At 74.6% G+C, this 24,335-nt stretch carries 22 protein-coding genes; 9 read left to right on the top strand and 13 right to left on the bottom strand.

All coding sequences use genetic code 11. The features are described 5' to 3' along the window. Positions 1–2: 2 nt before the first annotated feature. From ACFWW8_RS32830 to ACFWW8_RS32850, 5 genes are all read left to right on the top strand, one after another. Positions 3–1,565 (top strand): flavin-containing monooxygenase, encoded by a 1,563-nt coding sequence (locus ACFWW8_RS32830; RefSeq protein ID WP_386534950.1) that lies wholly within the window; start codon positions 3–5, stop codon positions 1,563–1,565. Between the two features lie 13 nt (positions 1,566–1,578). Continuing rightward, positions 1,579–3,105, top strand: coding sequence for an FAD-binding protein (locus tag ACFWW8_RS32835; RefSeq protein ID WP_386534952.1), 1,527 nt, complete (start codon positions 1,579–1,581; stop codon positions 3,103–3,105). 124 nt (positions 3,106–3,229) lie between these two features. After that, on the top strand, positions 3,230–3,703 hold the full coding sequence (locus tag ACFWW8_RS32840) for an SRPBCC family protein (protein ID WP_386534955.1): 474 nt from the start codon (positions 3,230–3,232) through the stop codon (positions 3,701–3,703). Next, positions 3,700–4,536 carry an alpha/beta fold hydrolase gene (locus tag ACFWW8_RS32845; protein ID WP_386534956.1) on the top strand — a complete coding sequence of 279 codons (837 nt, stop codon included), beginning with the start codon at positions 3,700–3,702 and terminating at the stop codon, positions 4,534–4,536. The genes ACFWW8_RS32840 and ACFWW8_RS32845 overlap by 4 nt, the downstream gene beginning before the upstream one ends. After that, positions 4,533–5,183 (top strand): 4'-phosphopantetheinyl transferase, encoded by a 651-nt coding sequence (locus ACFWW8_RS32850; protein WP_386534959.1) that lies wholly within the window; start codon positions 4,533–4,535, stop codon positions 5,181–5,183. Before ACFWW8_RS32845 ends, ACFWW8_RS32850 begins: the two co-directional genes overlap by 4 nt. A 39-nt stretch (positions 5,184–5,222) precedes the next feature. Here the strand turns inward: ACFWW8_RS32850 and ACFWW8_RS32855 are convergent, their stop codons facing one another. The 4 genes from ACFWW8_RS32855 to ACFWW8_RS32870 all read right to left on the bottom strand — a co-directional run bounded on the left by ACFWW8_RS32855 (position 5,223) and on the right by ACFWW8_RS32870 (position 8,444). Next, positions 5,223–6,221 carry an AraC family transcriptional regulator gene (locus ACFWW8_RS32855; protein WP_386534961.1) on the bottom strand — a complete coding sequence of 333 codons (999 nt, stop codon included), beginning with the start codon at positions 6,219–6,221 and terminating at the stop codon, positions 5,223–5,225. Between the two features lie 133 nt (positions 6,222–6,354). Beyond that, the gene (locus ACFWW8_RS32860; protein ID WP_386534964.1) at positions 6,355–6,846 is read right to left on the bottom strand and encodes a DUF1772 domain-containing protein; all 492 of its coding nucleotides are present in this window, start codon (positions 6,844–6,846) and stop codon (positions 6,355–6,357) included. Further along, positions 6,843–7,478, bottom strand: a complete 636-nt coding sequence (locus tag ACFWW8_RS32865; protein WP_386534966.1) for a hemerythrin domain-containing protein — start codon at positions 7,476–7,478, stop codon at positions 6,843–6,845. The genes ACFWW8_RS32860 and ACFWW8_RS32865 overlap by 4 nt, the downstream gene beginning before the upstream one ends. 147 nt (positions 7,479–7,625) lie before the next feature. Continuing rightward, on the bottom strand, positions 7,626–8,444 hold the full coding sequence (locus ACFWW8_RS32870; RefSeq protein WP_383923438.1) for an NAD(P)H-binding protein: 819 nt from the start codon (positions 8,442–8,444) through the stop codon (positions 7,626–7,628). 321 nt (positions 8,445–8,765) lie between these two features. On the opposite strand from ACFWW8_RS32870, the gene ACFWW8_RS32875 reads away from it, so the two are divergent. Next, positions 8,766–9,758 (top strand): AMP-binding protein, encoded by a 993-nt coding sequence (locus tag ACFWW8_RS32875; protein ID WP_386534969.1) that lies wholly within the window; start codon positions 8,766–8,768, stop codon positions 9,756–9,758. A gap of 151 nt (positions 9,759–9,909) precedes the next feature. Here the strand turns inward: ACFWW8_RS32875 and ACFWW8_RS32880 are convergent, their stop codons facing one another. The 4 genes from ACFWW8_RS32880 to ACFWW8_RS32895 form a co-directional block, all read right to left on the bottom strand. Continuing rightward, on the bottom strand, positions 9,910–10,716 hold the full coding sequence (locus tag ACFWW8_RS32880) for an SDR family NAD(P)-dependent oxidoreductase (protein ID WP_386534971.1): 807 nt from the start codon (positions 10,714–10,716) through the stop codon (positions 9,910–9,912). Between the two features lie 180 nt (positions 10,717–10,896). Then, entirely contained in the window at positions 10,897–11,283 is a 387-nt protein-coding gene (locus tag ACFWW8_RS32885; RefSeq protein ID WP_386534974.1) for an acyl-CoA carboxylase epsilon subunit, read from the bottom strand. Continuing rightward, the gene (locus tag ACFWW8_RS32890) at positions 11,280–12,854 is read right to left on the bottom strand and encodes an acyl-CoA carboxylase subunit beta (protein ID WP_386534975.1); all 1,575 of its coding nucleotides are present in this window, start codon (positions 12,852–12,854) and stop codon (positions 11,280–11,282) included. The genes ACFWW8_RS32885 and ACFWW8_RS32890 overlap by 4 nt, the downstream gene beginning before the upstream one ends. 207 nt (positions 12,855–13,061) lie before the next feature. After that, entirely contained in the window at positions 13,062–14,291 is a 1,230-nt protein-coding gene (locus ACFWW8_RS32895; RefSeq protein WP_386534977.1) for an aminotransferase class V-fold PLP-dependent enzyme, read from the bottom strand. Positions 14,292–14,661: 370 nt separating this feature from the next. Here ACFWW8_RS32895 and ACFWW8_RS32900 point away from each other — a divergent pair, with 370 nt between their 5' ends. Together ACFWW8_RS32900 and ACFWW8_RS32905 are read left to right on the top strand one after the other, a co-directional pair. Further along, a complete protein-coding gene (locus tag ACFWW8_RS32900) occupies positions 14,662–14,853 on the top strand; it encodes a hypothetical protein (protein ID WP_386534979.1) in 192 nt (63 codons plus the stop codon). Positions 14,854–15,174: 321 nt separating this feature from the next. Beyond that, the gene (locus tag ACFWW8_RS32905) at positions 15,175–15,996 is read left to right on the top strand and encodes a BTAD domain-containing putative transcriptional regulator (RefSeq protein WP_386534981.1); all 822 of its coding nucleotides are present in this window, start codon (positions 15,175–15,177) and stop codon (positions 15,994–15,996) included. Positions 15,997–16,039: 43 nt separating this feature from the next. Here ACFWW8_RS32905 and ACFWW8_RS32910 read toward each other — a convergent pair whose 3' ends face one another. The 4 genes from ACFWW8_RS32910 to ACFWW8_RS32925 form a co-directional block, all read right to left on the bottom strand. Further along, positions 16,040–18,091 (bottom strand): condensation domain-containing protein, encoded by a 2,052-nt coding sequence (locus ACFWW8_RS32910; protein ID WP_386534984.1) that lies wholly within the window; start codon positions 18,089–18,091, stop codon positions 16,040–16,042. A gap of 263 nt (positions 18,092–18,354) precedes the next feature. Then, on the bottom strand, positions 18,355–19,419 hold the full coding sequence (locus tag ACFWW8_RS32915; protein WP_386534987.1) for a 4'-phosphopantetheinyl transferase family protein: 1,065 nt from the start codon (positions 19,417–19,419) through the stop codon (positions 18,355–18,357). A 160-nt stretch (positions 19,420–19,579) separates the two neighbouring features. Then, complete coding sequence (locus ACFWW8_RS32920) at positions 19,580–20,542, bottom strand: SRPBCC family protein (protein ID WP_386534990.1); 963 nt, start codon at positions 20,540–20,542, stop codon at positions 19,580–19,582. Between the two features lie 67 nt (positions 20,543–20,609). After that, on the bottom strand, positions 20,610–21,887 hold the full coding sequence (locus tag ACFWW8_RS32925) for a helix-turn-helix domain-containing protein (RefSeq protein WP_386534992.1): 1,278 nt from the start codon (positions 21,885–21,887) through the stop codon (positions 20,610–20,612). A gap of 536 nt (positions 21,888–22,423) precedes the next feature. On the opposite strand from ACFWW8_RS32925, the gene ACFWW8_RS32930 reads away from it, so the two are divergent. Next, positions 22,424–22,972: a flavoprotein gene (locus tag ACFWW8_RS32930; RefSeq protein WP_386534994.1), complete on the top strand. Its 549-nt coding sequence runs from the start codon at positions 22,424–22,426 to the stop codon at positions 22,970–22,972. A gap of 96 nt (positions 22,973–23,068) precedes the next feature. On the opposite strand, the gene ACFWW8_RS32935 is transcribed toward ACFWW8_RS32930, so the two are convergent. Next, the gene (locus ACFWW8_RS32935) at positions 23,069–24,265 is read right to left on the bottom strand and encodes an epoxide hydrolase family protein (protein WP_386534997.1); all 1,197 of its coding nucleotides are present in this window, start codon (positions 24,263–24,265) and stop codon (positions 23,069–23,071) included. Positions 24,266–24,335 lie beyond the last annotated feature (70 nt).

Here is a 24,335-nt window from a genome sequence, read left to right on the forward strand (position 1 = left end):
ACGTGACGAGCATTCTCGAGCCGGCCAAGGACGGCGGGGCACGTACGGGCACCGAGCCGGCTCCCGGCGGCCGCGGCCCGACCCGGCACCTGCGGGTCGCGGTCATCGGCACCGGGTTCTCGGGCCTGGGCACCGCCATCCGGCTGCTGCAGTCGGGCATCGACGACTTCCTGGTGTTCGAGCGGGCCGACGAGGTCGGTGGCACCTGGCGCGACAACAGCTATCCGGGTTGTGCGTGCGACGTCATGTCCCACCTCTACTCGTTCTCCTTCGCCCGCAACCCGGAGTGGAAGTCGACGTTCGCCTCACGGGACGAGCTGTACGCCTACCTGCGGGACACCGCCGACCGCTTCGGGGTGCGCCCGCACATCCGGTTCGGGCACGAGCTGGAGGCCGCCCGCTGGGACGAGGGCGAGCGGCACTGGATCGTGGAGACCTCGCAGGGCCGCTACACGGCCCAGTTCCTGGTCACCGGGACGGGCTATCTCAGTGAGGCGGCGGTCCCGGACATCAAGGGGCTGGACGGGTTCGAGGGGACGGTCTTCCACTCCTCGAACTGGAACCACGACCACGATCTGGCCGGCCGGCGTGTGGCCGTCATCGGTACGGGTGCCTCGGCGATCCAGTTCGTGCCGGCGATCCAGCCGGAGGTCGGGCAGCTGGACCTCTACCAGCGCACTCCCCCGTGGGTCGGGCCCAAGCCCGACAAGGCCAACAGTGAGCTGCACACGAAGATGCTGCGTTCGCTGCCGGGCTACCAGCAGTTCCGGCGGGGCTTCAACCAGTGGGGCCGGGAGGTCCTGGCGTTCTTCTGGAAGCGGCCCAAGCTCGCCGAGAAGGTCCAGAAGATGGCGAGCGACCACCTGGCGAAGTCGGTGCCGGACGAGGCGCTGCGGGCCCGGCTGACGCCGGACTACCTGGTGGCGTGCAAGCGGCTGCTGTTCTCCAACACCTGGTACCCGGCGATCCAGCAGCCCAACGTGGAGATCGTCAGCGGGGGCATCGCGGAGGTCCGTGCGAAGTCGATCGTCGGGTCCGACGGGGTGGAGCGCGAGGTCGACACGATCATCCTGGGTACGGGCTTCACGGCCACCGACCGGCCGGTCGCCCGCCGGATCTGGGGGCGGGACGGGGTGCGGCTGCGCGATGCGTGGAAGGACGGCATGTCCGCGCACCGGGGTACCACGATCGCCGGGTTCCCCAACCTGTTCATGCTGCTGGGCCCGAACACGGCGCTGGGGCACTCCTCGCAGACCGTGATGATCGAGGCGCAGGTCCAGTACGTCGTGGACTCGCTGCAGCAGGCCGAGAAGCGGGGCCTGGCCAGCATCGAGGTGCGCCGGGAGGCGCAGGACGCCTACAACCGCAAGCTCGACGGGCATCTGGCGGGCACGGTGTGGATGTCGGGCGGCTGCAAGAGCTGGTACCTCGACGCGAACGGCCGCAACACGTCGATCTTCCCGACGTACACCTGGCGCTTCCGCCGCGGCACCAAGCGCCTGGACCTGAGCGAGTACCAGCTCGCTTCCCGGGTGCGCAGCACCCAGCCGGTACCTCACCAGTAGGAGACGCACGCAGATGAGCAGCACCCCAAGAACCGACGCCGGCGCGAGCGCCGAGCCCTCCCGCCGCCGGGTCCTCGGCGGTATGGCGGCGACGGCCGTGGCCGTCGTCGGCTGGAACGTGGTGGACCAGACGTGGGCGACCGCCGCCGAGGCGGCGGGCAACCCCGACGTGGTTCCGGTGCCGGGCCTGACCGGCACCCTGGAGACGACACCGGCCACGGTGGACGCCTTCGCCAACGACTTCGGGCACCTCTTCGACGGTGCGCCGAGCAAGCCGTGGGCGGTGTTGCGTCCCGGCGGTGTCGAGGACATCGTGACGATCGTCAACTACGCCCGTGCCAACGGCATCAAGGTCGCCGTCAACGGTCAGGGCGGTACGGGTGACGACATCGAGTCGCACTCGGTGTACGGCCAGGCGCGGGTGCCGGGCGGCATTTCGATCGACGCCAAGGGCATGTCGCGGATCGTGTCCATCGGCGGTGACCACGCGGTGGTCGAGGCCGGGGTGACGTGGGGTCAGCTGACCGACGCCACGCTGCAGGTGGGCAAGACGCCGCCGGCGCTGCCCGACTACCTGTACATCTCGGTGGGCGGGACGATCAGCATCGGCGGGATCGGCGGGACCGTGCAGCGGTACGGCCTGCTGTGCGACACGGTGCAGTCGATCGACATCGTGACGGGTGACGGCAGGCTGGTGACGGCGACGGCGTCGGTGCGCCCGGACCTGTTCAACGCGGCGCTGTCGGGCGGCGGTCAGGTCGGCATCATCGTGCGGGCCAAGGTCAGGCTGATTCCGGCGCCGAAGCGGGCCGTCATCTTCAGCCTGTACTACAACACGGTGGAGCAGTACCTGATCGATTCCGAGCGGGTGCTGGCCGACGGCCGGTTCGAGGTCCACGCGGGTGAGATGCAGCGGACTCCCGACAACTCGGGCTGGCGGTACAAGCTGGAGGTCGGGGCGACGTACAACACGACGCCGCCGAACCGGACGCGGCTGCTGTGCGACCTGAAGGACGTGCGGGCGGAGGCGGTCATCGAGGACGTGACGTACCGGGACTACATGTTCCGGCTCGACGCGTACGAGGCGTACCTGAAGGAGGGCGGCCACTGGTACACGCCCAAGCCGTGGCTGAGCATGTTCCTGCCCGCCTCGAAGACGAAGGCGTTCATGAAGCTGGTGGAGCAGGAGCTGGACGCGAGTTCGCTGGGCGGCGGGTTCCTGCTCTTCTACCCGTTCCACTCCTCGAAGATCAAGCGGCCGCTGGCGGTGATGCCGAACGAGTCGGTGGTCTACCTGTTCGACCTGCTGCGGTTCCCGAACCCGGGTGAGCCGAACATCCAGGGCATGATCGACCAGAACCGGCGGCTGTACGACATCGCGGTGGGCCTGGGCGCGAAGCGCTACCTGGTGGGTTCGATCCCGATGTCGGGTGAGGACTGGAAGAAGCACTTCGGCACCCGGTGGAGCGGGTTCGTCAACGCCAAGCGGAAGTACGACCCGAACAGCATGTTCACGCCGGGCCAGGGCTTCTTCGCCTGACGGTCCGGCGGCGGCCCGCGGCGGCGCGGGCGGCCGTGTGGTCCCGGCGGCGGGGGCGGGGTGAGGCATCCCCGTCCCCGCCGCCTGTCTTTTTGTCCCCCTGTTGCGAGTTGGAGGTCTGGAGATGACGACGTACGACCTGATCGACGAGGCGGTGATCGACGCCCCGGCGGATGACGTCTGGGAGGCGCTGGTCTCGGAGTTCCGCGGCGCGAAGCAGTGGTGGGTGCCGCACAACACGTTCACCGCGGTGTCCGGTGCGCCGGACGCGGTGGGCGGCGAGGTCGGGGTGACGGTGCACACCAGGGGTTTTGACAAGGGTGGTCTGAAGCTGCGGTTCACGTCGCGGACGGTGGCGGTGGAGCGCGGCCGGCGCCTGGACGTCGAGTACGTGTCGGGGGTGTTCCGCGGTCCGGGCAGTTTCGTGCTGGAGCCGCTGGCGGACGGGCGGACGCGGATCGCGATGCACTTCACGGGCAGTCCGCACGGCTGGCTGAAGGTGCTGGCCAAGGTCGCGGACCTGGGTGCGGAGCACTCCAAGGGCACGCTGGCGGCGTTCGAGTCGCTGAACCGGCGGCTGTCGGGGGTGCGGCGGTGAGTACGGCTGCGGAGGTCACGCACGAGGTGACGGTCCGTACGGACGACGGTGCGGAGCTGGCGGTGACGGTGCTGGCGCCGCTGGCGGGTCCGGCGGCGGCGGGTGACGTGGTGCTGGTCCACGGCTGGGCGCATTCGCGCAGGGCGTGGGGGACGGTCGCGGACCGGCTGATCAGGGCCGGGCACCGGGTGGTGCTGTACGACCAGCGCGGGCACGGTGCGTCGACGCTGGGCCGTACGCCGGTGTCGGTGGAGCGGCTGGGTGCGGACCTGGCGTCGGTGCTGGGCGAGACGGGTGCGCGGGAGGCGGTGGTCGTGGGGCATTCGGGCGGCGGGTTCGCCGCCCTGGCGTACGCGGCGACGTCGCCGTCGGCGGGCCGGCTGCGCGGTCTGGTGCTGCTGGGGACGGCGGCGCACGGTCAGGACACCCCGGACAGTGAGGTGAAGATGATGGGCAACCCGGTGTTCTCGTGGGCGCTGCGCCGGCCGTGGCTGGGCGGGAAGCTGCTGGGTTCCACGATGGGCAAGGGGGTGGATCCGGTGGTGCTGGAGGTGAACCGGCAGCTGTTCGCGGCGACCGTGCCGCGGGTGCGGGCGGACTTCTTCCGCTGCACGCGGGGCTGGGACGTGCGCGAGGCGCTGAAGTCGGTGAGCGTCCCGGCGGTGGTGCTGCACGGCGAGGGCGACAAGGTGATCGGCGTCGAGCTGGCCGAGGCCCTGGCGCAGGCGCTGCCGGGTGCGCGGTTCGAGCGGGTTCCCGGTGCGGGGCACATGCTGCCGCTGGAGCGTCCGCTGGTGGCGGTCGCGGCCGTGTCGGAGCTCGCCTCGCGATGATCGAGGAACTCCTCCCCCCGGGCGTCACGTCGTCGGAGGCTTTCGACGACGCGGCGCCCGCTGTGCTGTTCGCGGCGGAGGCGGCCGTGATGGAGGGCCGGCGGGAGGGCCGGCGGCGGCAGTTCGCGACGGCGCGGGCGTGTGCCCGGCGGTGTCTGGCGCAGCTGCGGCGGCGTCCGGTGGCGATGCTGCCGGGGGCGGGCGGTGCGCCGGGGTGGCCGGCGGGGGTGGTGGGGAGCATCACGCACTGCGAGGGCTACCGGGCGGCGGTGGCGGCCCCGGCGTCGGTGGCGTCGGCGGTGGGGATCGACGCGGAGCCGGCCGGGCCGCTGCCGGCCGGGGTGCTGGGGCTGATCGCGTCCTCGGCGGAGCGTGCGCATCTGGCGGTGCTGGCCGCGGCGGACCCCTCGCTGCCGTGGGAGCGGGTGTTCTTCTCCGCGAAGGAGGCCGCGTACAAGGCGTGGTATCCGGCGACGGGGCTCTGGCTGGGGTTCCGTGACGCTTCGCTGGTCCTGTCCCCGGCGGGGACGTTCGCCGTGACGATGCGGCCGCCGGTCGCGGCGCCGGTGGACCCGGTGTACGAGGGCCGGTGGCTGGCGGGGGGCGGGCTGGTGCTGACGGCGGTGGTCCGCGGGCCCGCCCGGTAGCGGGCGGGCCGTGCGGGTCCGTGCGGTCCGGTGCCGGTGTCAGGGGGCGGGCAGGACGACGGTGCGCGGGGTGCGGGGGGCTTCCCGGGGGGTGTCGGGTCCGGTGCCGGTGCGGAATTCCTGGGGGCTGACGCCGCGGACGCGTTTGAAGGCGGTGGAGAGGGCGAAGGCGGAGCTGTAGCCGACGCGGCGGGCGACGGTGGCGACGGTGGCGTCGGGTTCGCGCAGCAGGTCGGCGGCGAGGGCGAGGCGCCAGCCGGTGAGGTAGGCGACCGGGGGTTCGCCGACGATGTCGGTGAAGCGGCGGGCCATGGAGGCGCGTGAGACGCCGACTTTGAGGGCGAGTTCGGCGACGGTCCAGCCGTGGGCGGGGTTCTCGTGGAGGAGCCGCAGGGCGGGGCCGACGACGGGGTCGCCCTGGGCGCGGTACCAGGAGGGGGCGCCGCTGGCGGGGGCGGCGAGCCAGGTCCGCAGGACGCCGATGAGGAGCAGGTCCAGGAGGCGGTCCAGGACGATCTCCTGGCCGGGTTCGTCTTTGGAGATCTCCGAGGTGAGCAGGGTGACCAGGGTGTTGTCGGCGGCTTCTGCGGGGCGTACCAGGAGGGAGGGCAGGGCGCTGAGGAGGCGGCGGCCGATCTCGCTGGGGGCCTGGTAGGTGCCGCTGAGCATGACGGCGGAGCCGGCGTCCTGGAAGGTGTCGCCCCAGGTGCGGACGCCCAGTGCCATGGTGTCGGTGACGTCCTGGCCCTCTTCGGTGCTGCAGCGCTGTTCGGGGCCGACGGTGATCTGGACGGGGGTGGTGGGGGTGTCGGCGACGGTGTAGGGGTCGGGGCCGCGTACGACGGCGACGTCTCCGGGCCGGATGGGGACGGGGTCGCCGTGGTCGGGGATGAGCCAGGCGTCGCCGTGGACCATGGTGACCACGGAGAGCGGGGCCCGGTCCTCGACGCGCAGGGACCAGGGCGGGTTGAAGACGGATTTGAGGAGGAAGGCGCCCCGGGCTTTGGGGCCTTCGAGGAGGCCGGTCAGCGTGTCCATGCGTACATCCTCTCCGGGGGAACGGCGAAGCGCCCGCTCTCCCGCGGGGGACGGAGAATAGAGAGCGGGCGCCGTTCACGGGGGTGGTGCGGTGGCCGCGGCGGCGTGGGGGCGCCGGCGGGCAGTGCGGGGGTTACGCCGATCCGCGGCCGTGGAGGGTCAGGGCGCGGCCGAGGGCGGCCAGGGCCGCCGTGCAGGCCACGGTGCGCACGAGGTTGCCGGTGGCCCAGCGGCCGCCGAAGCGGCTGCGGGCGGCGGCGGCGTCGGCTCCGGCGCGGGCGAGCTGGTTGTTCAGGGGGATGTTGACGGCGGCGGTCACGGCCAGGGAGAGGCCGTAGAGGGCGAAGGCGGCCCAGCCCCAGCGGGCGGCGTCGGGGCGGCCGCCGCGCTGCTGCTGGACGGCGGCGACGCCGGTGGCGAGGAACGCGCCGAGGAACAGCAGGCCGAACAGGCCGTTGTCGATGGCCTCGTTGATGTTGCGCATGGCGGTGACGTAGGTGTGGTCGTCGCCGCGGCCCAGGCCCGGCATCACGGAGATGTCGAAGGCGAAGTAGAGGCCTGCCATCAGTCCGGTGCCGACCGTCGCCGCGACCAGGGTGACGGACTGGGTGGTCGTGGCTGTCACTTCAGGATTCCCTTCAGGGTGCGCTGGTAGCGCTTGTGCAGGAGCGTCGCCCCGATCAGGCGGACGGGCGGCGGGATGGTGGCGGAGACGTGGGCGACGGAGCGGCGCGGTGCGCCGTCGAACATCCAGGGCTGCAGGTGGGTCATCACGCGCATCGGGGCGCTGGCGACGACTTTGCGTTCCTCGGCGAGGTAGGCGCGTTCGCCGAGGCGTTCGAAGACGGGGAAGATGATGCGTTCCTCGTCGCGGAGGTGGTCGCGGAGCACCGACTCGAAGGTGTGGGAGGCGCGGACCAGGCCGTCGCCGCGGTGGGCGATGGCGGTGGACACGGCGTCCATGGCGGCGTCGAGTTCCTCGTGGTCCTCGTGGAGTTCGCGGGCCTGGGCGTCGAAGTCGGGGTCCTTGCGGCGCAGTCCCGGCCACAGGACGTCGTCCTCGCTGGTGTGGTGCCATTCGATGGTCTCGCGCAGGCGCTGCCACCAGGGCTCGCCCGCCGTGTTCCACGCGGGGGCGGCGGTGCGCAGCCGGGCCGCGTCGCGCCGCATCGCGATGTGCATGAGGGCGAAGCCGTGGAAGTAGGGGGGCAGTGATTCCAGGCCGTGTTCGCTGGAGAACGACTTGGGTGCGGGCATGGCAGCCTCCTGCCGGTCGGTCGTGCGCGGTGCGCGGGTGCGTCCCCCCGGGGGGTCGTTTCCGAGCACCGGGCGGCGGCCGTACCAGAGTCGCCGCCCGGTCAGGGAGTGACGGGGGTGCTGCCGGCGGTGCCGGCGGTGGGGTGGTCAGACGTTCCAGACTCCCGCGGCGGCCGCGTCGCGGGCGAATTCCGCGAAGTCCTTGGGCTTGCGGCCCAGGGCTTCCTCGACGCCGTGCACCAGGTGCGCGTTGCGGCCGTCGAGGATCATGGTGAACAGGTCGGCGAACTCCTCGGGGAGGTCGTTCTCGCGCAGGACGGCGCGGTACTCCTCGTTGGTGACGGAGATGTACTTGATGTCGCGGCCGGTGGCCTTGGACAGTTCGGCGGCGACGTCGGTGTAGCTCAGCAGGCGGGGGCCGGAGAGTTCGTAGGTCTTGCCGATGTGCTTGTCGTCGGTGAGGGAGGCGACGACGACGTCGGCGATGTCGTCGGCGTCGACGAAGGCCTCCACGGCGTCCCCGGTCGGCAGGGCGATCTCGCCGGCGAGTACGGGCTCCAGGAAGAAGCTCTCGGAGAAGTTCTGGTTGAACCAGCTGGAGCGGACGATGGTCCAGTCGGCGCCGGACGCCTTCAGGTTGTCCTCGCTGACCTCGGCGGCCTCCTCGCCGCGGCCCGAGAGCAGGACCAGGCGGCGGGCGCCCTTGGCGACGGCGGCCTTGGAGAAGGCGCCGACCTGCTCGGCGGCGCCGGGGAAGGCGAGGTCGGGGTAGTAGGTGACGTAGACGCGGTCGACGCCCTCCAGGGCGGCGTCCCAGGTGGCGGGCTCGTGCCAGTCGAAGGGGGGCTCGCCGGTGCGGGAGCCGATGCGGACCTGGCGGCCCTGGGCGGTGAGCTTGTCGGCGACGCGGCGGCCGGTCTTGCCGTGACCGCCGATGACGAGGGTGATCTGCGTGTTCTGAGTCATGAGTACAGTCAAGTCCAGTCTCGTGAGACGGGCCATAGCCACAAAGCTCAGTTCCATGTGCGTGCGTCTACGGGTGGTGTCCCGGAGCGCGAACGGGGAGAGTGTGGCTTCGGCATGAGCCAGGGAATCGTAGGCATGCCCGGCGGGGTCGGGCCATAGCCTTCCGAGTCGTCCTCGACTCTTCGTGGAGCGGTCTTCGAGGGGCTCTTGAGCGGGTTGCGACCGGGTGCCGAGCGGTCCTGTACGGCGAGACTTGAGCCGTTCTCCGGTGGGGCGCGGCACGATCGGCGCCGGAGTACCGACCCGCTCGCTGGAGGCCGTATGAACGCCACTCCGGACCATCCGGAGCTCGACCAGTTGTCTGCCGATCTGGCCGGTCTGCTCGGACGGATCGGGCTCGACCCGGCCGACGGGTGGCCGGTGCGCCGGGACCGGATCGACATCCGTTTCGCGGCCGCTGCCGCACGCCATCCGGGGCGGGTCGCCGCCCTCGACGGGGAGGGGCGGGCGACCTATCTGGAACTGGAGTGGCTGGCGGACGACATCGCGCGGCGCCTGTCGGGGCGCAGTGGTCCCGGCGGGGCGGTCGCGGTGCGGGTGCTGCGCTCGTGTGAGGCGGCGGCGGCCGTGGTGGGTGTGCTGCGGGCGGGGGCGGCGGTGCTGCCGCTGGAGCCCGGGCACAACGCGGGGCTGCAGGAGTTCTTGATGCGTGACGCGGGGGCCGGGGTGGTCGTTTCGGACGGCGGGCTGCTGCGGGACGAGATCCCGGTGGCGAAGGCGGGCCGGTTCGTCATCGCGGTCCGGCCGCAGGCGGCGGTGCGCCGGGAGGTCGCCCCGGACACGGCGTTCCTGGCGCTGCCGGCGGCCGGTGCGCCGGGCCGGGCGGTGGCGGTGCGGCCGGTGACCCACCTGGACGTGCTGTCGTGGGTGGACGGCTGTGTGCCGGTGCTGGGGGTGGGTCCGCAGGACGTGTGGGGCTGGGTCCACTCGCTGAGTCTGGATCTGGGCATGCGGGAGCTGTGGGGTCCGCTGTTGTCGGGCGGGTGCGCCGTCGTGGTGGACCGGGACACGGCGGGTGACGCGCAGGGCCTCGCCCGGCTGCTGGCGGAGCGGGCGGTGACGGTGGTGACGCAGCTGCCGTCGGCGTTCGCGCGGCTGGCGGCGGCGGCGCGGCCGGGGAGCCTGCCCGGGCTGCGGCACGTCCTGCTGGCGGACGAGCCGGTGGACGCGGGCGTGGTGGCCGGCTGGCGGTCCGCGGGGATCGCGCCGGATGCCGTGGTGCGGGACGTGTCGGGGGCCGCGACGGTGCTGTGAGGCGTGCGTGAGGGGCCCCGGGCGGCGGTCGCCGTCCGGGGCCCCTCACGCATGCCCCCTCACGCATGCCCCCCGCGCGGGCCTTCGTGCGGGCCTTCGTGCGGGCCTGCCGGTGTGCCCCGGTGGCAACTGCGGTGCGGGGGGCGGGGGTTCAGGCGTTGCCCAGGCCGCCGCAGACGTTGAGGGCCTGGGCGGTGATGGAGGCCGCGAGGTCGGTGGTGAGGTAGCCGACGAGGCCGGCGACCTCTTCGGGGGTGGAGTAGCGGCCCAGGGGTATCTTCGCCTCGAACTGCTCCTGCACGTACTCCTCGGTGGTGTCCCAGACCTGCGCGTAGCCGCTGCGGACGCGGGCGGCCATGGGGGTCTCCACGTAGCCGGGGCAGACGGCGTTGACGGTGGTGCCGGTGGGTGCGAGTTCCTTGCCGAGGGCCTTGGTGAAGCCGATCACGGCGTGTTTGGAGGCGGAGTAGGGGGCGCCGAGCAGGACGCCCTGCTTGCCGGCGGTGGAGGCGATGTTGATGATGCGGCCCCAGGGTTCGGCGCCCAGGCCGCCGTTGTTGAGGACTTCGCGGGTGAGCCGGAAGACGCTGTTGAGGTTGGTGTCGATGACGTCGTCCCACAGCTCGTCGGTGATGCCGGCGGTGGCGCCGCCGCCGCTGCGGCCGGCGTTGTTGACCAGGATGCTGACGGGTTCTCCGTACGCCGCGACGGCCGCGGCGACCAGGGCCCGTACGGCGGCCGCGTCGCGTACGTCGGCGGCGGCGCCCTCCACGCTGAGGCCCTCGGCCTGCAGGTCGGCCACGGTCTGTTTGACCGCGGTCTCGGTGCGGGCGCAGAGGAACACCCGGTGCCCGCGGGCGCCCAGGTCGCGGGCGACGGCCAGGCCGATGCCGCTGGTGGCCCCGGTGACCAGTGCCACGGGCCTTTCGGGGGCCTTGTCGATCGCCTTCACCGTCATTCCTCGTATCCCTTCATCGTCGCCAGGACGCTCTGAGCGTGCCGGGGGGCACTCGGGGCGCGGCGGAAGGCGGATGGAGGCGGCGGCGGGGCGGCGGGGCGGGGGCGTGCCGGCGCCCCGCCGGGGGTGTCCGCGGCGGGGCGGGGGGCCGTCCGGCGGGTGGGGGGTGCCGGGCGGGGTTCAGCGGCCGCGCCAGGAGCCGGGGCGGCCGGGGCGGGGGGCGGCCGGGGCGCGGTCCCAGACGGAGGGTTCGGTGCGCGGGGCCGGCGGCGGGGGCGGGGGGCGGTCGAGCAGGGCGGTCAGGACCGCCAGGAGGGCGGCGGTCTCCTCGGCGGCGGGCCGGCCCCGGGTGATCCGCCACGCCGGCGCACCGGCGGCGGGGGCGGGGGGTGGCGGGGCGGGGGCGAGGCGTGGGGTGGGGGCGGGGGGTGGCGGGGCGGGGGCCGGCGCACCCGTGGCCGCCTCCCCCGCCGCAGCCCCGGTGGGCGCCGCGGTTTCTGCCGCGGTGGGCGCCGCGGTGTGTGCCGCGGTGTGTGCCGCGGTGTGTGCCGCGGTGGTGGCGCTCATACGGGCGGGTTGCCGTGCTTGCGCGACGGCAGGTCGGCGTACTTGGGGCGGAGCATCGCCAGGGCGTCGACGAGGACCGAGCGGGTCTCGCCGGGGTCGATGACGTCGTCGACGAGGCCGCGTTCGGCGGCGTAGTAGGGGTGCATGAGCTCGGCCGTGTACTCCTTGATCTTCTGTGCGCGCATCGCGTCGGGGTCGGCGGCGGCGGCGATCTCCCGGCGGAAGATGACGTTCGCGGCGCCTTCGGCGCCCATGACGGCGATCTCGTTGGTGGGCCAGGCCAGGGCCAGGTCGGCGCCGATGGAGCGGGAGTCCATGACGATGTAGGCGCCGCCGTAGGCCTTGCGCAGGACGAGGGAGATGCGCGGGACGGTGGCGTTGCAGTACGCGTACAGCAGTTTGGCGCCGTGGCGGATGATGCCGTTGTGTTCCTGGTCGACGCCGGGCAGGAAGCCGGGGACGTCGACGAGGGTGACGAGCGGGATGTTGAAGGCGTCGCAGAACTGCACGAAGCGGGCGGCCTTCTCGCTCGCGTGGATGTCCAGGACCCCGGCGAGGCTGGCGGGCTGGTTGGCGACGAAGCCGGTGACGTGGCCGTCCATCCGGGCCAGGGAGCACACCACGTTGGTGGCCCAGGCGGGCTGGATCTCGAAGTGGTCGCCGTCGTCGACGACTTCCTCGATGACCTTGCGGATGTCGTAGGCCTGCTGGGGGTTGGCGGGCACGATCCGCGACAGCGCGTCGGTGCGCCGGCCGGGCCGGTCCCCGCCGTGTTCGCGCGGCGGGGTCTCGCGGTTGTTGGCGGGCAGCAGCGACAGCAGGTGCCGTACGTCTTCCAGGCAGCTCGCCTCGTCGTCGTAGGCGAAGGCGGCCACGCCGGAGACCGCGGCGTGGACGTCGGCGCCGCCGAGGCCGTTGTGGGTGATCTCCTCACCGGTGACGGCCTTGACGACGTCGGGGCCGGTGATGAACATCTGCGAGGTGCCGCGGACCATGAACACGAAGTCGGTCAGGGCCGGGGAGTAGGCCGCGCCGCCCGCGCAGGGGCCCACCATCACGCTGATCTGCGGGATGACGCCGGAGGCGCGGGTGTTGCGCTGGAAGATGCCGCCGTAGCCGGCGAGGGCGGAGACGCCCTCCTGGATGCGGGCGCCGGCCCCGTCGTTGAGGGAGACCAGCGGGGCGCCGGTCGACTCGGCCAGGTCCATCACCTTGTGGATCTTCTCCGCGTGGGCCTCGCCGAGGGCTCCGCCGAAGATCCGGAAGTCGTGCGCGTACACGAAGACGGTACGGCCCTCGACCGTGCCCCATCCGGTGATCACCCCGTCGGTGTAGGGGCGTTTGTCCTCCAGTCCCAGGCCGCTGGCGCGATGCCGGCGCAGGGTCTCGATCTCGTGGAACGAGTCCGGGTCGAGCAGCAGGCCGATCCGCTCGCGGGCGGTGAGCTTGCCCTTGGCGTGCTGGCGTTCGGTGGCCCGCACGTCCGGGCCGGCCAGCGCCAGGGCTTTGATGCCGGCGAGTTCGGCCGCGCGGTCCAGGACCGGCAGGGGTGGCGCGTCGCTCGTGGTCATGTGGCTCCTCCAGGTCTGGGGCCGGATCCGGCCACCGTCGCGCGCGGGGCTCAAGACGTCGTGGAAGTCCGCTCGAGCCCGGCACGAGAAGGGGGTTGGTCGGCCCCGCGGTCGGCTGTTCGGTCGAACGGGCGGCCGGGGCGGCCGCCCGTTCGGCGGTTTCGGGGTGGCTGAGGGGGGGTGCGCGGCGGGGGGTGCGGCGGGGGCTCAGGTCGCGCGGTGCAGGGTGAGGTGGCCGCGCCGGACCGTGCGCACCGCGTACGGGGACGGCCGCCCGGAGCCGCCGCCGGCCGCTGCCGCGGCGAGGGCCGGCCCGGGGGCCGGGGGGGCCGGGCGGCGCCGTTCCTCGCGCAGGGCGTCCCTCAGGGCCCGCGCGAAGTGGTCGACGTCCTGCGCGGTGGTGCGGGTGGCGACGGACGCGCGGACGGCGGGGCCGCCGTCCGCGGCCGGGTGGAGCGGGTGCTCCTGCGCGACGGTCTTGGCCAGGACGGCCCCGTGGCGGGCCAGGGCGCGGCGCAGGCGGGCGGCGGGGACCTCGTGGTGGCGGAAGGCCAGGATGCCGGCCCGGTCGCGGCCCGCCGGGAGGAGTTCGATGCCCGGGGTGCGTTCCAGGACGGCGTGCAGCCGCGGCAGGAGGTCCTCGCCGGGCGGGGGCGCCGCGGCGTGGTGGGCCAGGGCCGTGTTCAGCGCGGCGACGGCGGCGGGCGCCGGCCCGGCCGGCCGGCCGCAGGCGGGGGCGGGGGCGGGTGCGGTGGGGGTGGTCAGGGCTCCGGGGCGGGTGTAGGCGAACCCGGTGTCGTGCGGGCCGTGCAGGAACCTCCAGCCGTCGGCGGTGAGCAGGTCGCAGCCGATGCGGGGGGCGTCGAGGGGGATGCGGCCGGCGGAGTGGGAGGCGTCGAGGGCGTAGCGGGCGCGGTGGGGGGCGAGGATCCGGCCGATCTCCTCGACCGGGTTGGCGGTTCCGCAGGCGGCGCTGACGTGGACGGCGCTGACGAGGGCGACGTCGGGGCCGATGCGGGCGCGCATCCAGTCCAGGTCGAGGTCGCCGTCGGTGCGCAGCGGGACGACGTCCAGGTGGCAGCGGGTGCGGTCGCGCAGGGCGTGCAGGGTGGTGAGGTGGGCGACGCCCTCGTGGGGGGTGGTCCAGATCCGGTCGCGGGGGCCGAGGTCCAGGCGGCGGACGAAGGCGTCGAAGGCGTCGGCGGCGCTGGTGACCGGGAGGGTGTCGCCGGCCGGTACGCCCAGGAGGCGGCCGAGGCGTTCGCGGACGGGGGGTCCGCCTGCGGCGGCGAGGTGTTCCTCCAGCGCGCGGGTCCCGAAGTGGTCGTCGCGGGCGGTGCAGTCGGCGAGGACCGCGCGCACGGCGGCCGGCATGGGGCCGGTGCCCGCGGTGTCCAGGTGGGCCGTTCGCTGTCCGTGGTGCGTCGGCGCGTTCATGAGGGGCCTCCCCCGCTGTCGGCCGCGGCACGTCCACGACCCCGGTGTTCCACGTATTGCCATCACGCTTGGCAATACATTGCCCAGCCGTCGGGGATTTTGGCAATGTCCGCTCCGGTGATACTCCAGCGGAGGGCCTTTGGCACATTCTGGCAATACCGGGAACACCTCCTGGCATGTCAACGTCTTTGCTGGTCAGGGTGGTTGAGGGGGTGGACCGGGGGCGGGCGGGGGTGCATTTTCGGGGGTGTCCGGGCCCGCGCTCCAGTATTTCTCCAGTGATTGACGAGTGAATTCCGAGCGGATGTTGCCAGTCTTCTTGGCAGAAGACTTGCCAAGCAGGATCACGAAGTTGCCCTGGAGGGTCACCATGAGGAACATCGCCCGCGTCGTCGCCACCGCCGTTCTCGCCACGGCCGCCGTCCTGGCCGCGGACGGCGTGGCCGCCGCCGACGGCGGCGGCGGCTCCATCGACTGGCCGGTCGCGCCGGCCTCGGTCTCCGCCGCCCCGCAGGCCGGTCCCGCGGCCGTCCCGGCCGCCGGCCGCATCGACTGGCCGTAACCGGCCCGCTCGCCCCGCACCCGCCGTACCCGCCGCTCCCCCGGCCCGCCGCACCCGCCGTACCTGCTCGGCTTCACGCCCGCCCGTGCCGTGCCCGCGCGTGAGCCCGCCCGCCCGCACGCACCCGCGTGTGCCCGCCTGCGCCCCGTGGGTGTTCCGTACCGAGCCGCCCGCTCAACGCCTTTGCTTGGAAGGCGACTTGAGGCCCGCTACAGGAAGGGGATGGGCGGCGTCCACCCCGGCTAGCGTGCCCGCAACGGGGGCAGTTCCCTGGCCATCTGGGAAAAGCAGCCAGGGGACTCGACGAGTACGGAGGAGACCATGAGGATTCGGGTGCTGGGTCCGTTGAGTGCCGAGGTCAACGGGGGGTCGATCGTCCCGACCGCGGGCAAGCCCAGGCAGGTGCTGTCGCTTCTCGCGCTCTATCCCGGGCGTGTCATGCCCGTGCCCACCCTCATGGAGGAGATCTGGGGGACGCAGCCGCCGCAGAGCGCGCTGACGACCCTGCAGACGTACATCCTCCAGCTGCGCCGCCGCCTGGGCACCGCGATGGGGCCCGACGCGCCCGGCGGCGCCAAGGAGGTCCTCGCCACCCGGCACGGCGGCTACCTGCTGCAGATCCCCGAGGACAGCGTCGACGTGCACGACTACGAGCGCCTGGTGCGCGAGGGCCAGGCCGCCTTCGAGACCGGGGACAGCAAGGTCTCCGCCGACCGCTTCCGGGCCGCGCTGGACCTGTGGCGGGGCCCGGCACTGGTCGACGTACGGGTCGGGCCGATCCTCGACATCGAGGTGATGCGGCTGCAGGAGAGCCGTCTGGTGACGGTGGAACGCCGCATCGACGCCGACCTCAGACTCGGCCGGCACAGCGAACTCCTGGCCGAACTCGCCGACCTGACCGCCCGCCACCCCCAGCACGAGGGACTCCACTCCCAGATCATGGTCGCCCTCTACCGCGCCGGACGCCAGGCCGGAGCCCTGGACGTCTACCGCAGACTCAGAACCCGGCTCATAGAAGACCTCGGCGTGGAACCCTCACCCCAACTGCAGCGCCTGCACCAGGCGATGCTCGCCGTCGACCCCGCCCTGGACGTCCTGGCCGGACCGCGGCGCACCTCCACCTTCGACCTCTTCGCCGCCTAGAACATCCCCCGCCCCTCCCCCGCCCGGCGCCGCCCGGGCGGCGTCAGGGGCGCCGGGCCGGCAGGGCCGCGAGGCCGCGGGCGAGCGCGTCCGCGCTCTCCCCGGGACCGGCGAGGCCGGTCATGACCACACCCACCGCGGCGCCCCCGGCGTCCGCGAGGAGCCGCGCGAGCGCATACGCCGCCCCCGCTCCGGGGCCGCAGCCGCCCAGCACCAGCCGCCCGCCGGGCCCCCGCAGGGCGGCCAGCGCCGCGGGGACGGCGGTGTACGGCGGCCCCTGGCACTCCAGCACGACGATCCTCTCGGGGCCCCGGTGGCGGCGGGCGAACAGGGCGTAGGCGCCGGGCGTGACGCCGGGGGCCGCGAGCAGGCAGAGCACGCCGGCCGAGGGCTCCCCCGGGCGCAGCGTGTCCGGGGCGGGGGGCCGGGGTGCGGGCGGGCGGGGGGCCATGGCGGGGGGGTCGGTGCCGGCGAGGAGGTCCAGGGCGCGGCCGACGGTGCAGTGGGGGCCGGTGAGGCCGGGCAGGTCCCGCAGCAGGGCGGTGCACTGGGCCAGGAGGGCGGAGGCGTCCGCGTCGGTCAGGCGTGCCCGGTCGTAGACGGCGTCCAGGAGCAGTGCGCCGTCGTTCTCGTGGCGGGCGCCGACCGTGACGGGCAGGGCGGTGGCGGTGCCCGCGGTGCGCGGCGGGCCGGCGGTGACGCCGCGGGCGGCCAGGTCCGCGCTGACGGCGGGCGGGAGTTCGGCCGGGGCGGTGAAGGAGACGGCGCTCTCGGCGAGGGGGGCCGCCGGGCCGGGGCGGCCGGTCCAGGCGCGGATGAGGTCGGCGCTGACCCACGGATAGGCCGCCAGGTCCAGGAGGGCGTCGCGTACCTGGTGCAGGAGTTCTCCCAGCGGGGCGGCCGGGTCGACGCGCACCGTCAGCGGCAGGGGTCCGGCGGGCGGTCCGGGCAGGCCGGCCGCGCCGGGCAGGGCGGTGTCCCGGCCGTGGAGGCGGACCGCGAACGTCACCCGCAGGGGGCCGGTCCGGGCCGCCGCCCGGTACAGCAGCAGGGCCCAGGCCGCGTGCAGGGCGCTGCTCTCGCCGGCGCCCCGGTCGGCGGCCCAGGACCGCAGGCGGGAGCTGTGCGGTGCGCCGAGGCGGCGGCGCAGGCGTCCGGCGCCGCTCTGTCCGGTGCCGGGGCCGGGGCGGCCGGCCGCGGTCGCCGGGCGTGCGGGGGGTGCGGTGCGCGTCCACAGCTCGCGGGCGCCGGTGCTGTCCTGGCGGGCCAGCCAGCGGGCGTGGTCGCGCAGGTCGGGGCGGCGCTCGCCGCCCGGCAGGCGGCCCCCGGCCAGGTAGGCGCGGTAGAACTCGCGGAGCAGGAGGTGGACGGCGTGTTCGTCGAGCAGGGCGCGGTGGCAGGTCAGCAGGATCCGGGCGGGCTGTGCCGGGTGTCCTTCCAGGACGCTCAGGCGCAGCAGCGGCGGGCGGGCCGGGTCCAGGCCGCGGCGGCGGTCGGCTTCGAGGAGGTCCTGCCAGGCGGTGGCGGTGCGGGTGTGGTGGTGGGTGATGTCGACGGTGGCGCGGGGGTGCAGGACCAGGCGGGGCAGCGCCGTCCAGTCGAAGGCGGCCCGCAGGACCGACTCCCGTGCGGACAGGGACTGCCAGGCCGCGCGGAAGCGGTCCCGGTCCAGGGGGCCGGACCAGTTCCAGTACACCTGTTCCAGTTCGCCGCCCCGGCCGGGAGGGCGGGCGGCGCAGTCCAGGAGCAGCTCGCGCTGGTAGCCGGTCAGGGCCACGGGGTCGCCGGCGGCGGGGCCGGGGCCCAGGAGGTCGGCCAGCAGCCCGGGGCGCAGCGGGGCGGGGGCCGGCTGCGCGGGGGCCGTGGCGGGCGGGTTGGGCGTGACGGGCGTGTCGGGTGTGGGGGGCGTGGGGGTGCCGGGCAGGAGGCGCAGGGTGTGCCGGCCCGGTCCGCGGCCCTCCAGGACGAGGTGGGTGCGGCGGTGGCGGCCGGCGATCCACGCGGCGAACCGTTCGGCGTGCGCGTCGTCGGGCAGCCCGCTCAGTTCCAGGGTGAGGACGCCTGCGGGCGCGCCCGGGAGTACCTCGTGCACCACCGCGAGGAGTGTTGCGGGACCGTCCGCGGTGCCCGTACCGCTCATCCGGTCCCCCGGGCGGTGCGGGCCGGGGGGCGGGCGCGGCAGTGTCCCTCAGGCACCGGCACGGACACGGTCCGGCGGGCACGGCGCGGCGGGCGTCAGGAGCGGGGTGTGCGGGGCGGACCGGCGGCCGTACGGGGCGGACCGGCCGTACGGGTGGTGTGAGTTGTGCGGGTGGTGCGGGTGGTGCGGGCTGGGAGTTGCTGCGGGTTCCCTCGGGTTCACGGCGTACGCCCTCCCTCGCCCCGGCCGGAGGTGACCGGTCGCGGGAAGCGTAGTAGCGCCCCGGGCCCGGGCCCCGGTTCCTCGAGCGGGCCTGCAGCGCCCCGCGAACCGGCGTCGACCGCCGCCGGCAACCCGGCCCTGCCGGCCGGGACGGCGGGGGCCGCAGAGACGGCGGGGGCCGGCGGGGTGCGGGGGGCGTCCGGGACGGACGGGGCGCCTGCGGGAGCGGGGGCGGGGCTGGCGGGGTGGTGGTGGGCCTCGCTGACCAGGTAGCGGCCCTGGACGAGGTGTCCGGCCACGCTCCAGCGCCCGGCGGTGAATCCCGCGGTGCCCGGCAGGGGGGCCGGGGTGAGGCGGCCGCGGTCGTCGCGGGTGAACCCGAAGCCGGTCAGGGGGATTGCGGTGCCGGGCTCCAGGGCCCGGGCGCAGGCCTCCTTCAGGCCCCACAGGGCCAGGAGGCGGGCCCGGCGCTCCTCCTCGGGCAGCGCGGCCAGCGCCGCGCCCTCGTGCGCGGTGCACACGCGTTCCAGGAGCGGCCCGAAGGCGGTGTCGCGGTCGGTGTGCCGGACGTGGACGCCGATCGGGCCGGTGCGGCTGACGCCGGCCACGACCAGCTCCCCCGCGTGTGCGAGGGCGACCTGCACCTCTGCGTCCGGGCCGCGCAGGACGTGCCGGGCGCCGGGGCCGCGGCCGGGGTCCAGGGTGTGCGCGGGCACGTTCAGGGCGGCGGCGGCCGCGTACTTCGCCACGGCGCGGGAGACGGCGAACCGGATCCGCCCGGCCGCGGCGGGGGTCTGGCGGTAGCGCGGCCAGTCCTCGCCGAGGAGCGCGCGCAGCGCGGGGTCCAGGAGCACGGCGGTCAGCCACTGCCCCCACGTCGTGCACACCACGGCCCGGCCGGTGTCGTCGAGGCGGTCGCCGACCTCGTCCCAGGGCCCGTCCGGGCCGGGGACGTGCAGGGGGGCGCCGGGCGCGGGTGCGGCCGGCGCGGGGGTGGGTGCGGCGGGCGCGGGGGTGGGTGCGGCGGGGGCTCCGGGCGGGCCGGAGCGCTCTGGGTTCATCCGCTGCCTCCTTGCGTTGCGCGTACCGGCGTGCCCGTCACGTACCGGTCGGGTGCCCGCCCGCGCGTTGTCGGACACCGCAGCGCCGGCCCGCGCGTTGTCGGACACCGCAGCGCCGGCCCGCGCGTTGTGTTGCCCGCCCGTGCCCGTCCGCGGGTGTTCATCGCAGGCGCCGGACCGTGTTCTGGGCGTGCCAGCGGGCCAGGCTCAGTGTCTGGGTGCCGGCCCGTCCCAGCCAGGTGCGCACGTGGCGGCGGGCTTCGGCGAGGCCGGTGCCGGGGCCCAGGACCTCTTCGACGGCTTCCTCGCGGAGCATCACCTGCCGTGCGCAGACGGCCCGTACGCCGTCGCCGTCCGGCAGCAGGGACCACTCGCCGCTGTGTGCGGCGATCAGGCGGGGTGTCACGAGTTCCTTGTAGACGATGCGGGCGGCGGAGGGGAAGCACAGGCGTACCGCCCGGGTGGCGAGGGTGCGGCCGTCGGGGGTGGCGCAGGTGTCGACGGCGGCGATCTGCACGCCGGGGGTGTCCTCGACGACGGTGGCGGCCTCCACGTGGGGCAGGCGTTCGGGCCAGTCCGCGATCCGGTAGAGGAAGTCGTAGGCCGACTCGGCGGGGCCGGTGAGGTGGACGCTGTCCTCGAAGGACAGCAGGGTGGCGTCGAGGTGTTCCCAGCGTTCGGCGATGTCCTTGAGGTGGGCGAGTTCGGCGGCGGTTTCCTGCTGCCACTGGTGGCGGCTGCGGGCGCTCTCGGCGGCGGGGAGGTGTTCCAGGGTGCGGTCCTGGCGCAGGGTCAGCACGGAGCGGTCCTCGTCGAGGGCGCGGACGGTCCAGGTGCCGGTGGTGGGGGTGCCGGGCCGGGCGGTGTCCTCGCGTTCGAACTCGACGGTCCTGGACTGGGGGTGCAGTACCCGGCGCAGGTGGAAGGAGCGGACCCGTTCGTCCGCCAGGTCCCACAGCCGCAGCCGTTCGCGGACCCCGTCGAAGTCGATCCGCTCGACGTGGACGGGTGAGGGCAGCAGCAGCGGCCAGCGCACGGCGTCGGCCAGCAGGCCGTAGACCACGCCGGCCGGCGCGGCCACCGGCACGGTCTGCTCGCTGGTGTGCACGCGCTGCGAGGACATGGACCGGCCCTTTCCTGGTCGTCGGTGCGGCTGTGCTCCAGCCTGCACCAGGGGACTCGAGGCTTCCTCAACCCCCGGCGGCGGGCCCGGCCAAAGGCGCGGGGGCCGCCGCGGGTACGGGGGCCGCCGCGGGTGCGGGGGTGCCGGTCTGGGTGAGGGCGTCGGCCAGGACCCGCCAGATCTCGGCGGCGAGGTCGATGTTGGCGTCGTCCTGGGCCTGTTGGGCCAGGGTCCGCAGGCCCTGGACGCCGGCCGGGTCGCCGCCCAGGATCAGCAGCTGGTGGCGCAGGATCTCCAGCCGTACCTGGCCGCGGTAGGTCATCCGGGGCTGGTCGGCGGCGAGTTCGGCGAGCAGGGTGCGGGCCTGGTCGTAGTGGCCGGTGGCGAAGGCGAGGTCGGCTTTGAGGGCGGTGAGGTCCTGGCGGAGGGCGGGGGTGCCGGTGAAGGCGAGGGCGGCCTCGGCCTCGGCGGCGCGGCGGCCGGCCCGGACGGGGTCGGCGGGCAGCCGCTGCAGGTGCAGGCGGGCGGTGGTCAGGCGCAGCCGGATCCACAGGACGAGGTCCTCCTGGCTGGCGAAGCGCTCCAGGGCCTCGTCCAGGCAGGCCTGTGCGCCGGCGTAGTCGCCCTGGCGGGCGCGGACGGCGGCGGAGGTCCACATGGCCTCGGCCCACAGGGCGTCGGTGCGGCCCTCGACGAGGGCGGTCAGCTCGTCGGCGTGCACGCGGGCGTCGCCGGCCCGGCCGGCCTCGGCCTGTACGGAGACCAGGGCGAGCAGGGCGGCGGCCCGGTCCTCCACGCCCAGCTGCTCGCCCAGGGCGATGCGGTGGGCTTCGACGGCGGCGTCCAGGGCGGGGGTGATCTCGCCGATGGAGCGCAGGCAGCGGGCGAGGCGGGTCAGGCCGCGGACGCGCAGCTCGCTGACGTCGACTTCCTCGCCGACGGCGACGAGGCGGGTGAGGTGGTCGCGTTCGGCGGTGTGGTCGCCCTGGAGGCGGGCGGCGCGGGCCAGGAGCCACAGGGCCTGCCAGCGCAGTACGGGGCTTTCGTGGCCCTCGGCGGCCAGGGCGCGGCGCAGTGCCTGGGCGGCGTCGTGGGAGCCGGTGGACGCGGCGAGGGTCAGGGCGTGGGCGAGGGAGCCGGTGGCCTGGTCCCGGAAGTCGCCGGGCTGAAGGCCCAGCCGGCCGGCCAGGTAGTCCACGGCGCGGTCGGTGGGCTGGCGGGCGCCGGATTCCAGGCGGGAGAGGTAGCTGGTGGACATGCCCTCGCCGGCCAGCGCGGTCTGTGACAGGCCCCGGGCCGTCCGCAGCTTCCTCAGGCGGTGTCCGAAGGCGGGCTGTCGCAGCATGGGCATCCCTGGGGTCGCGGGGAAACAATTCTGTCGGGTAACCGGCACCGAGCGTAGGGTCGGCGGCAACACGCGGGCAAACCTTTGCCACCGGTTGCGCGGCTCTCTCGTGCGGACGTCATGCGTTTCTTGAGCGGTTCTCGACCGCATCGAGGCAGACTCTCCAGAACCGGCCGTCGGACCGGCCGTTGACCTGCTCTTCCCGCAATTCAGCGCCTTGGAGTCGACGATGAGGCCACCGGCGTGCGCACCGCACGTGTCCCGGACACCCGCAGCACACGTCCCGCTCCCGCCGGCCGCGGCCCGCGCCCCGGGACGGGCCCGCGGCGTCTGCCCCGACGACGACATCGACTGGCCGTGACGGCCCGCCCCCGCCGCCCTCCCGGCGCACCGGCCCGAGGTCCGGCCCGCGGGCCCGGCCGGGGGGTGCGGGGCCCGGCGGGGGTGGTGGGCGGGGTCCGGCGGGGGTCCGGCCGAGGGGGCGGGGCGGGGGCCGGGGGCTCGGCACGGTTCGCGCCATATGATCACATGGCGGTATGACCACGAGGACGCTCTACCTGTTCTGCTCCGCCGCCCCGCCCGTCTTCGACGTGGCCCATGTGATCGAGGACGCCCAGGCCCGCGGCTGGGACGTGTGCCTGGGGCTGACGCCCACGGCGGCGCACTGGGTGGCGGGGAGCCTGGACGGGCTGGCCGCGCTGACCGGGCATCCCGTGCGCTGGCAGTACAAGCTGCCCGGCGAGGACGACGTGTGGCCGGCGGCCGACGCGCTGCTGTTCGCGCCCGCCACCTTCAACACGGTCAACTCCTGGGCCCTGGGCCTGACCGACCGGTTCGTCGTCGGGGTGGCCGCCGAGGCCCTCGGCAAGGCCACCCCCGCCGTCGCCGTGCCCTGCACCAACACCGCCCTGGCCGCGCACCCCCGGTTCGAGCCGTCGCTGGCCGTGCTGCGCGGCGCGGGCGTCGAGGTCCTCTACGGCGAGGGCGGCTTCACCCCCGGCCCGCCCGGCCAGGACACCCCGCCGCACTTCCCCTGGCAGGCGGCCCTGGACGCCGTGGGCCGGGCGGGCACCGCCCAGGCCTGACACCCCGGACCGGCCCCGGGCCCGCTCCCCCGGCGCCGGGACGGGAGGGGCGGGAGGGCGGGGAGGTCGGGGGAGGTCAGGGGAGGTCGGGGGAGGTCAGGGGAGGTCGCGGAAGAAGGCCCGTACGTCCCCGACGAGGAGGTCGGGGACCTCCATGGCGGGAAAGTGCCCGCCCCGGTCGTAGGAGGTCCAGCGCACGATGTTGTCGGTGCGGGCGGCGATGTGCCGCAGCGGGATGAAGTTGTCGTGGGGGAAGTCGGCCAGTGCGGTCGGCGTGCGCGACACCTCGGGCGGCTGCCCCGCGTAGTCGGCGTGCGCCCGCTCGTAGTAGATCCGGGCGGCGGAACCGGCCGTCCCGGTCAGCCAGTACAGCATCACGTTGGTGAGCATCTGGTCGCGGTCCACCGGGCAGCGCGGGTCGGCCCACTCGGTGAACTTCTCCCCGATCCAGGCCAGCAGCCCGGCGGGCGAGTCGTTCAGCCCGTAGGCCAGGGTCTGGGGGCGGGTCGCCTGGATGTCGGCGTACCCCTGCCGTTCGCGCGTCCAGGTCCGCATGCGTTCCCAGGAGGCCAGCGTCCGCTCCCGCTCGGCGCTCTCCAGTGCGGCCAGCTCCGCCGGGTCCGGCTCGGCGCTCGCCCCGGCACCGGGCAGCAGGTTCAGGTGGACCCCGGTCACGTTCCCGGGCCGGATCCTGCCGAGCTCCCGCGAGATCGCGGCGCCCCAGTCGCCGCCCTGCACCCCGTACGCCGCGTACCCCAGGCGCTCCATCAGCACCCCGAAGGCCCGCGCGACCCGCTTGAACTCCCAGCCGCGTTCACGGGTCGGCCCCGACAGCCCGAAGCCGGGGATGGAGGGCAGCACCAGGTGGAAGGCGTCGGCCGGATCGCCCCCGTGGGCCCGCGGATCGGTCAGCGGGCCGGCGACCTGCTGGAACTCGACGGGGGAGCCGGGCCAGCCGTGGGTCATCAGCAGCGCCCTCGCGCCGGGTTCGGGCGAGCGCAGGTGCGCGAAGTGCACCCGCGCCCCGTCGATCACGGTCGTGAACTGCGGCCAGGCGCCCAGGCGTTCCTCCGCGGCCCGCCAGTCGTAGGTGTGGCGCCAGTACCGCAGAAGGTCACGGGCCCGGCCCAGCGGCATCCCGTACGCCTCCCCCGCACCGGGCAGTTCGTCGGGCCAGCGGGTGCGGTCCAGGCGTACGGCGAGGTCGTCGAGGTCCTCCTGGGCGACATGGAGGCGGTAGGGGATCGGGTCGGGGATCGGGTCGGGGATCGGGTCTTCGTCAGCACGGTTCATAGGCCCCGCAGGCTAAGGGCTTGCAGATCATTAACACGTTGTCTTGATCTTGTTGTTGGGCTCGCCTACC

Origin of the sequence: Streptomyces sp. NPDC058701 (assembly GCF_042715295.1) — a bacterium.
Lineage (GTDB): Bacteria > Actinomycetota > Actinomycetes > Streptomycetales > Streptomycetaceae > Streptomyces.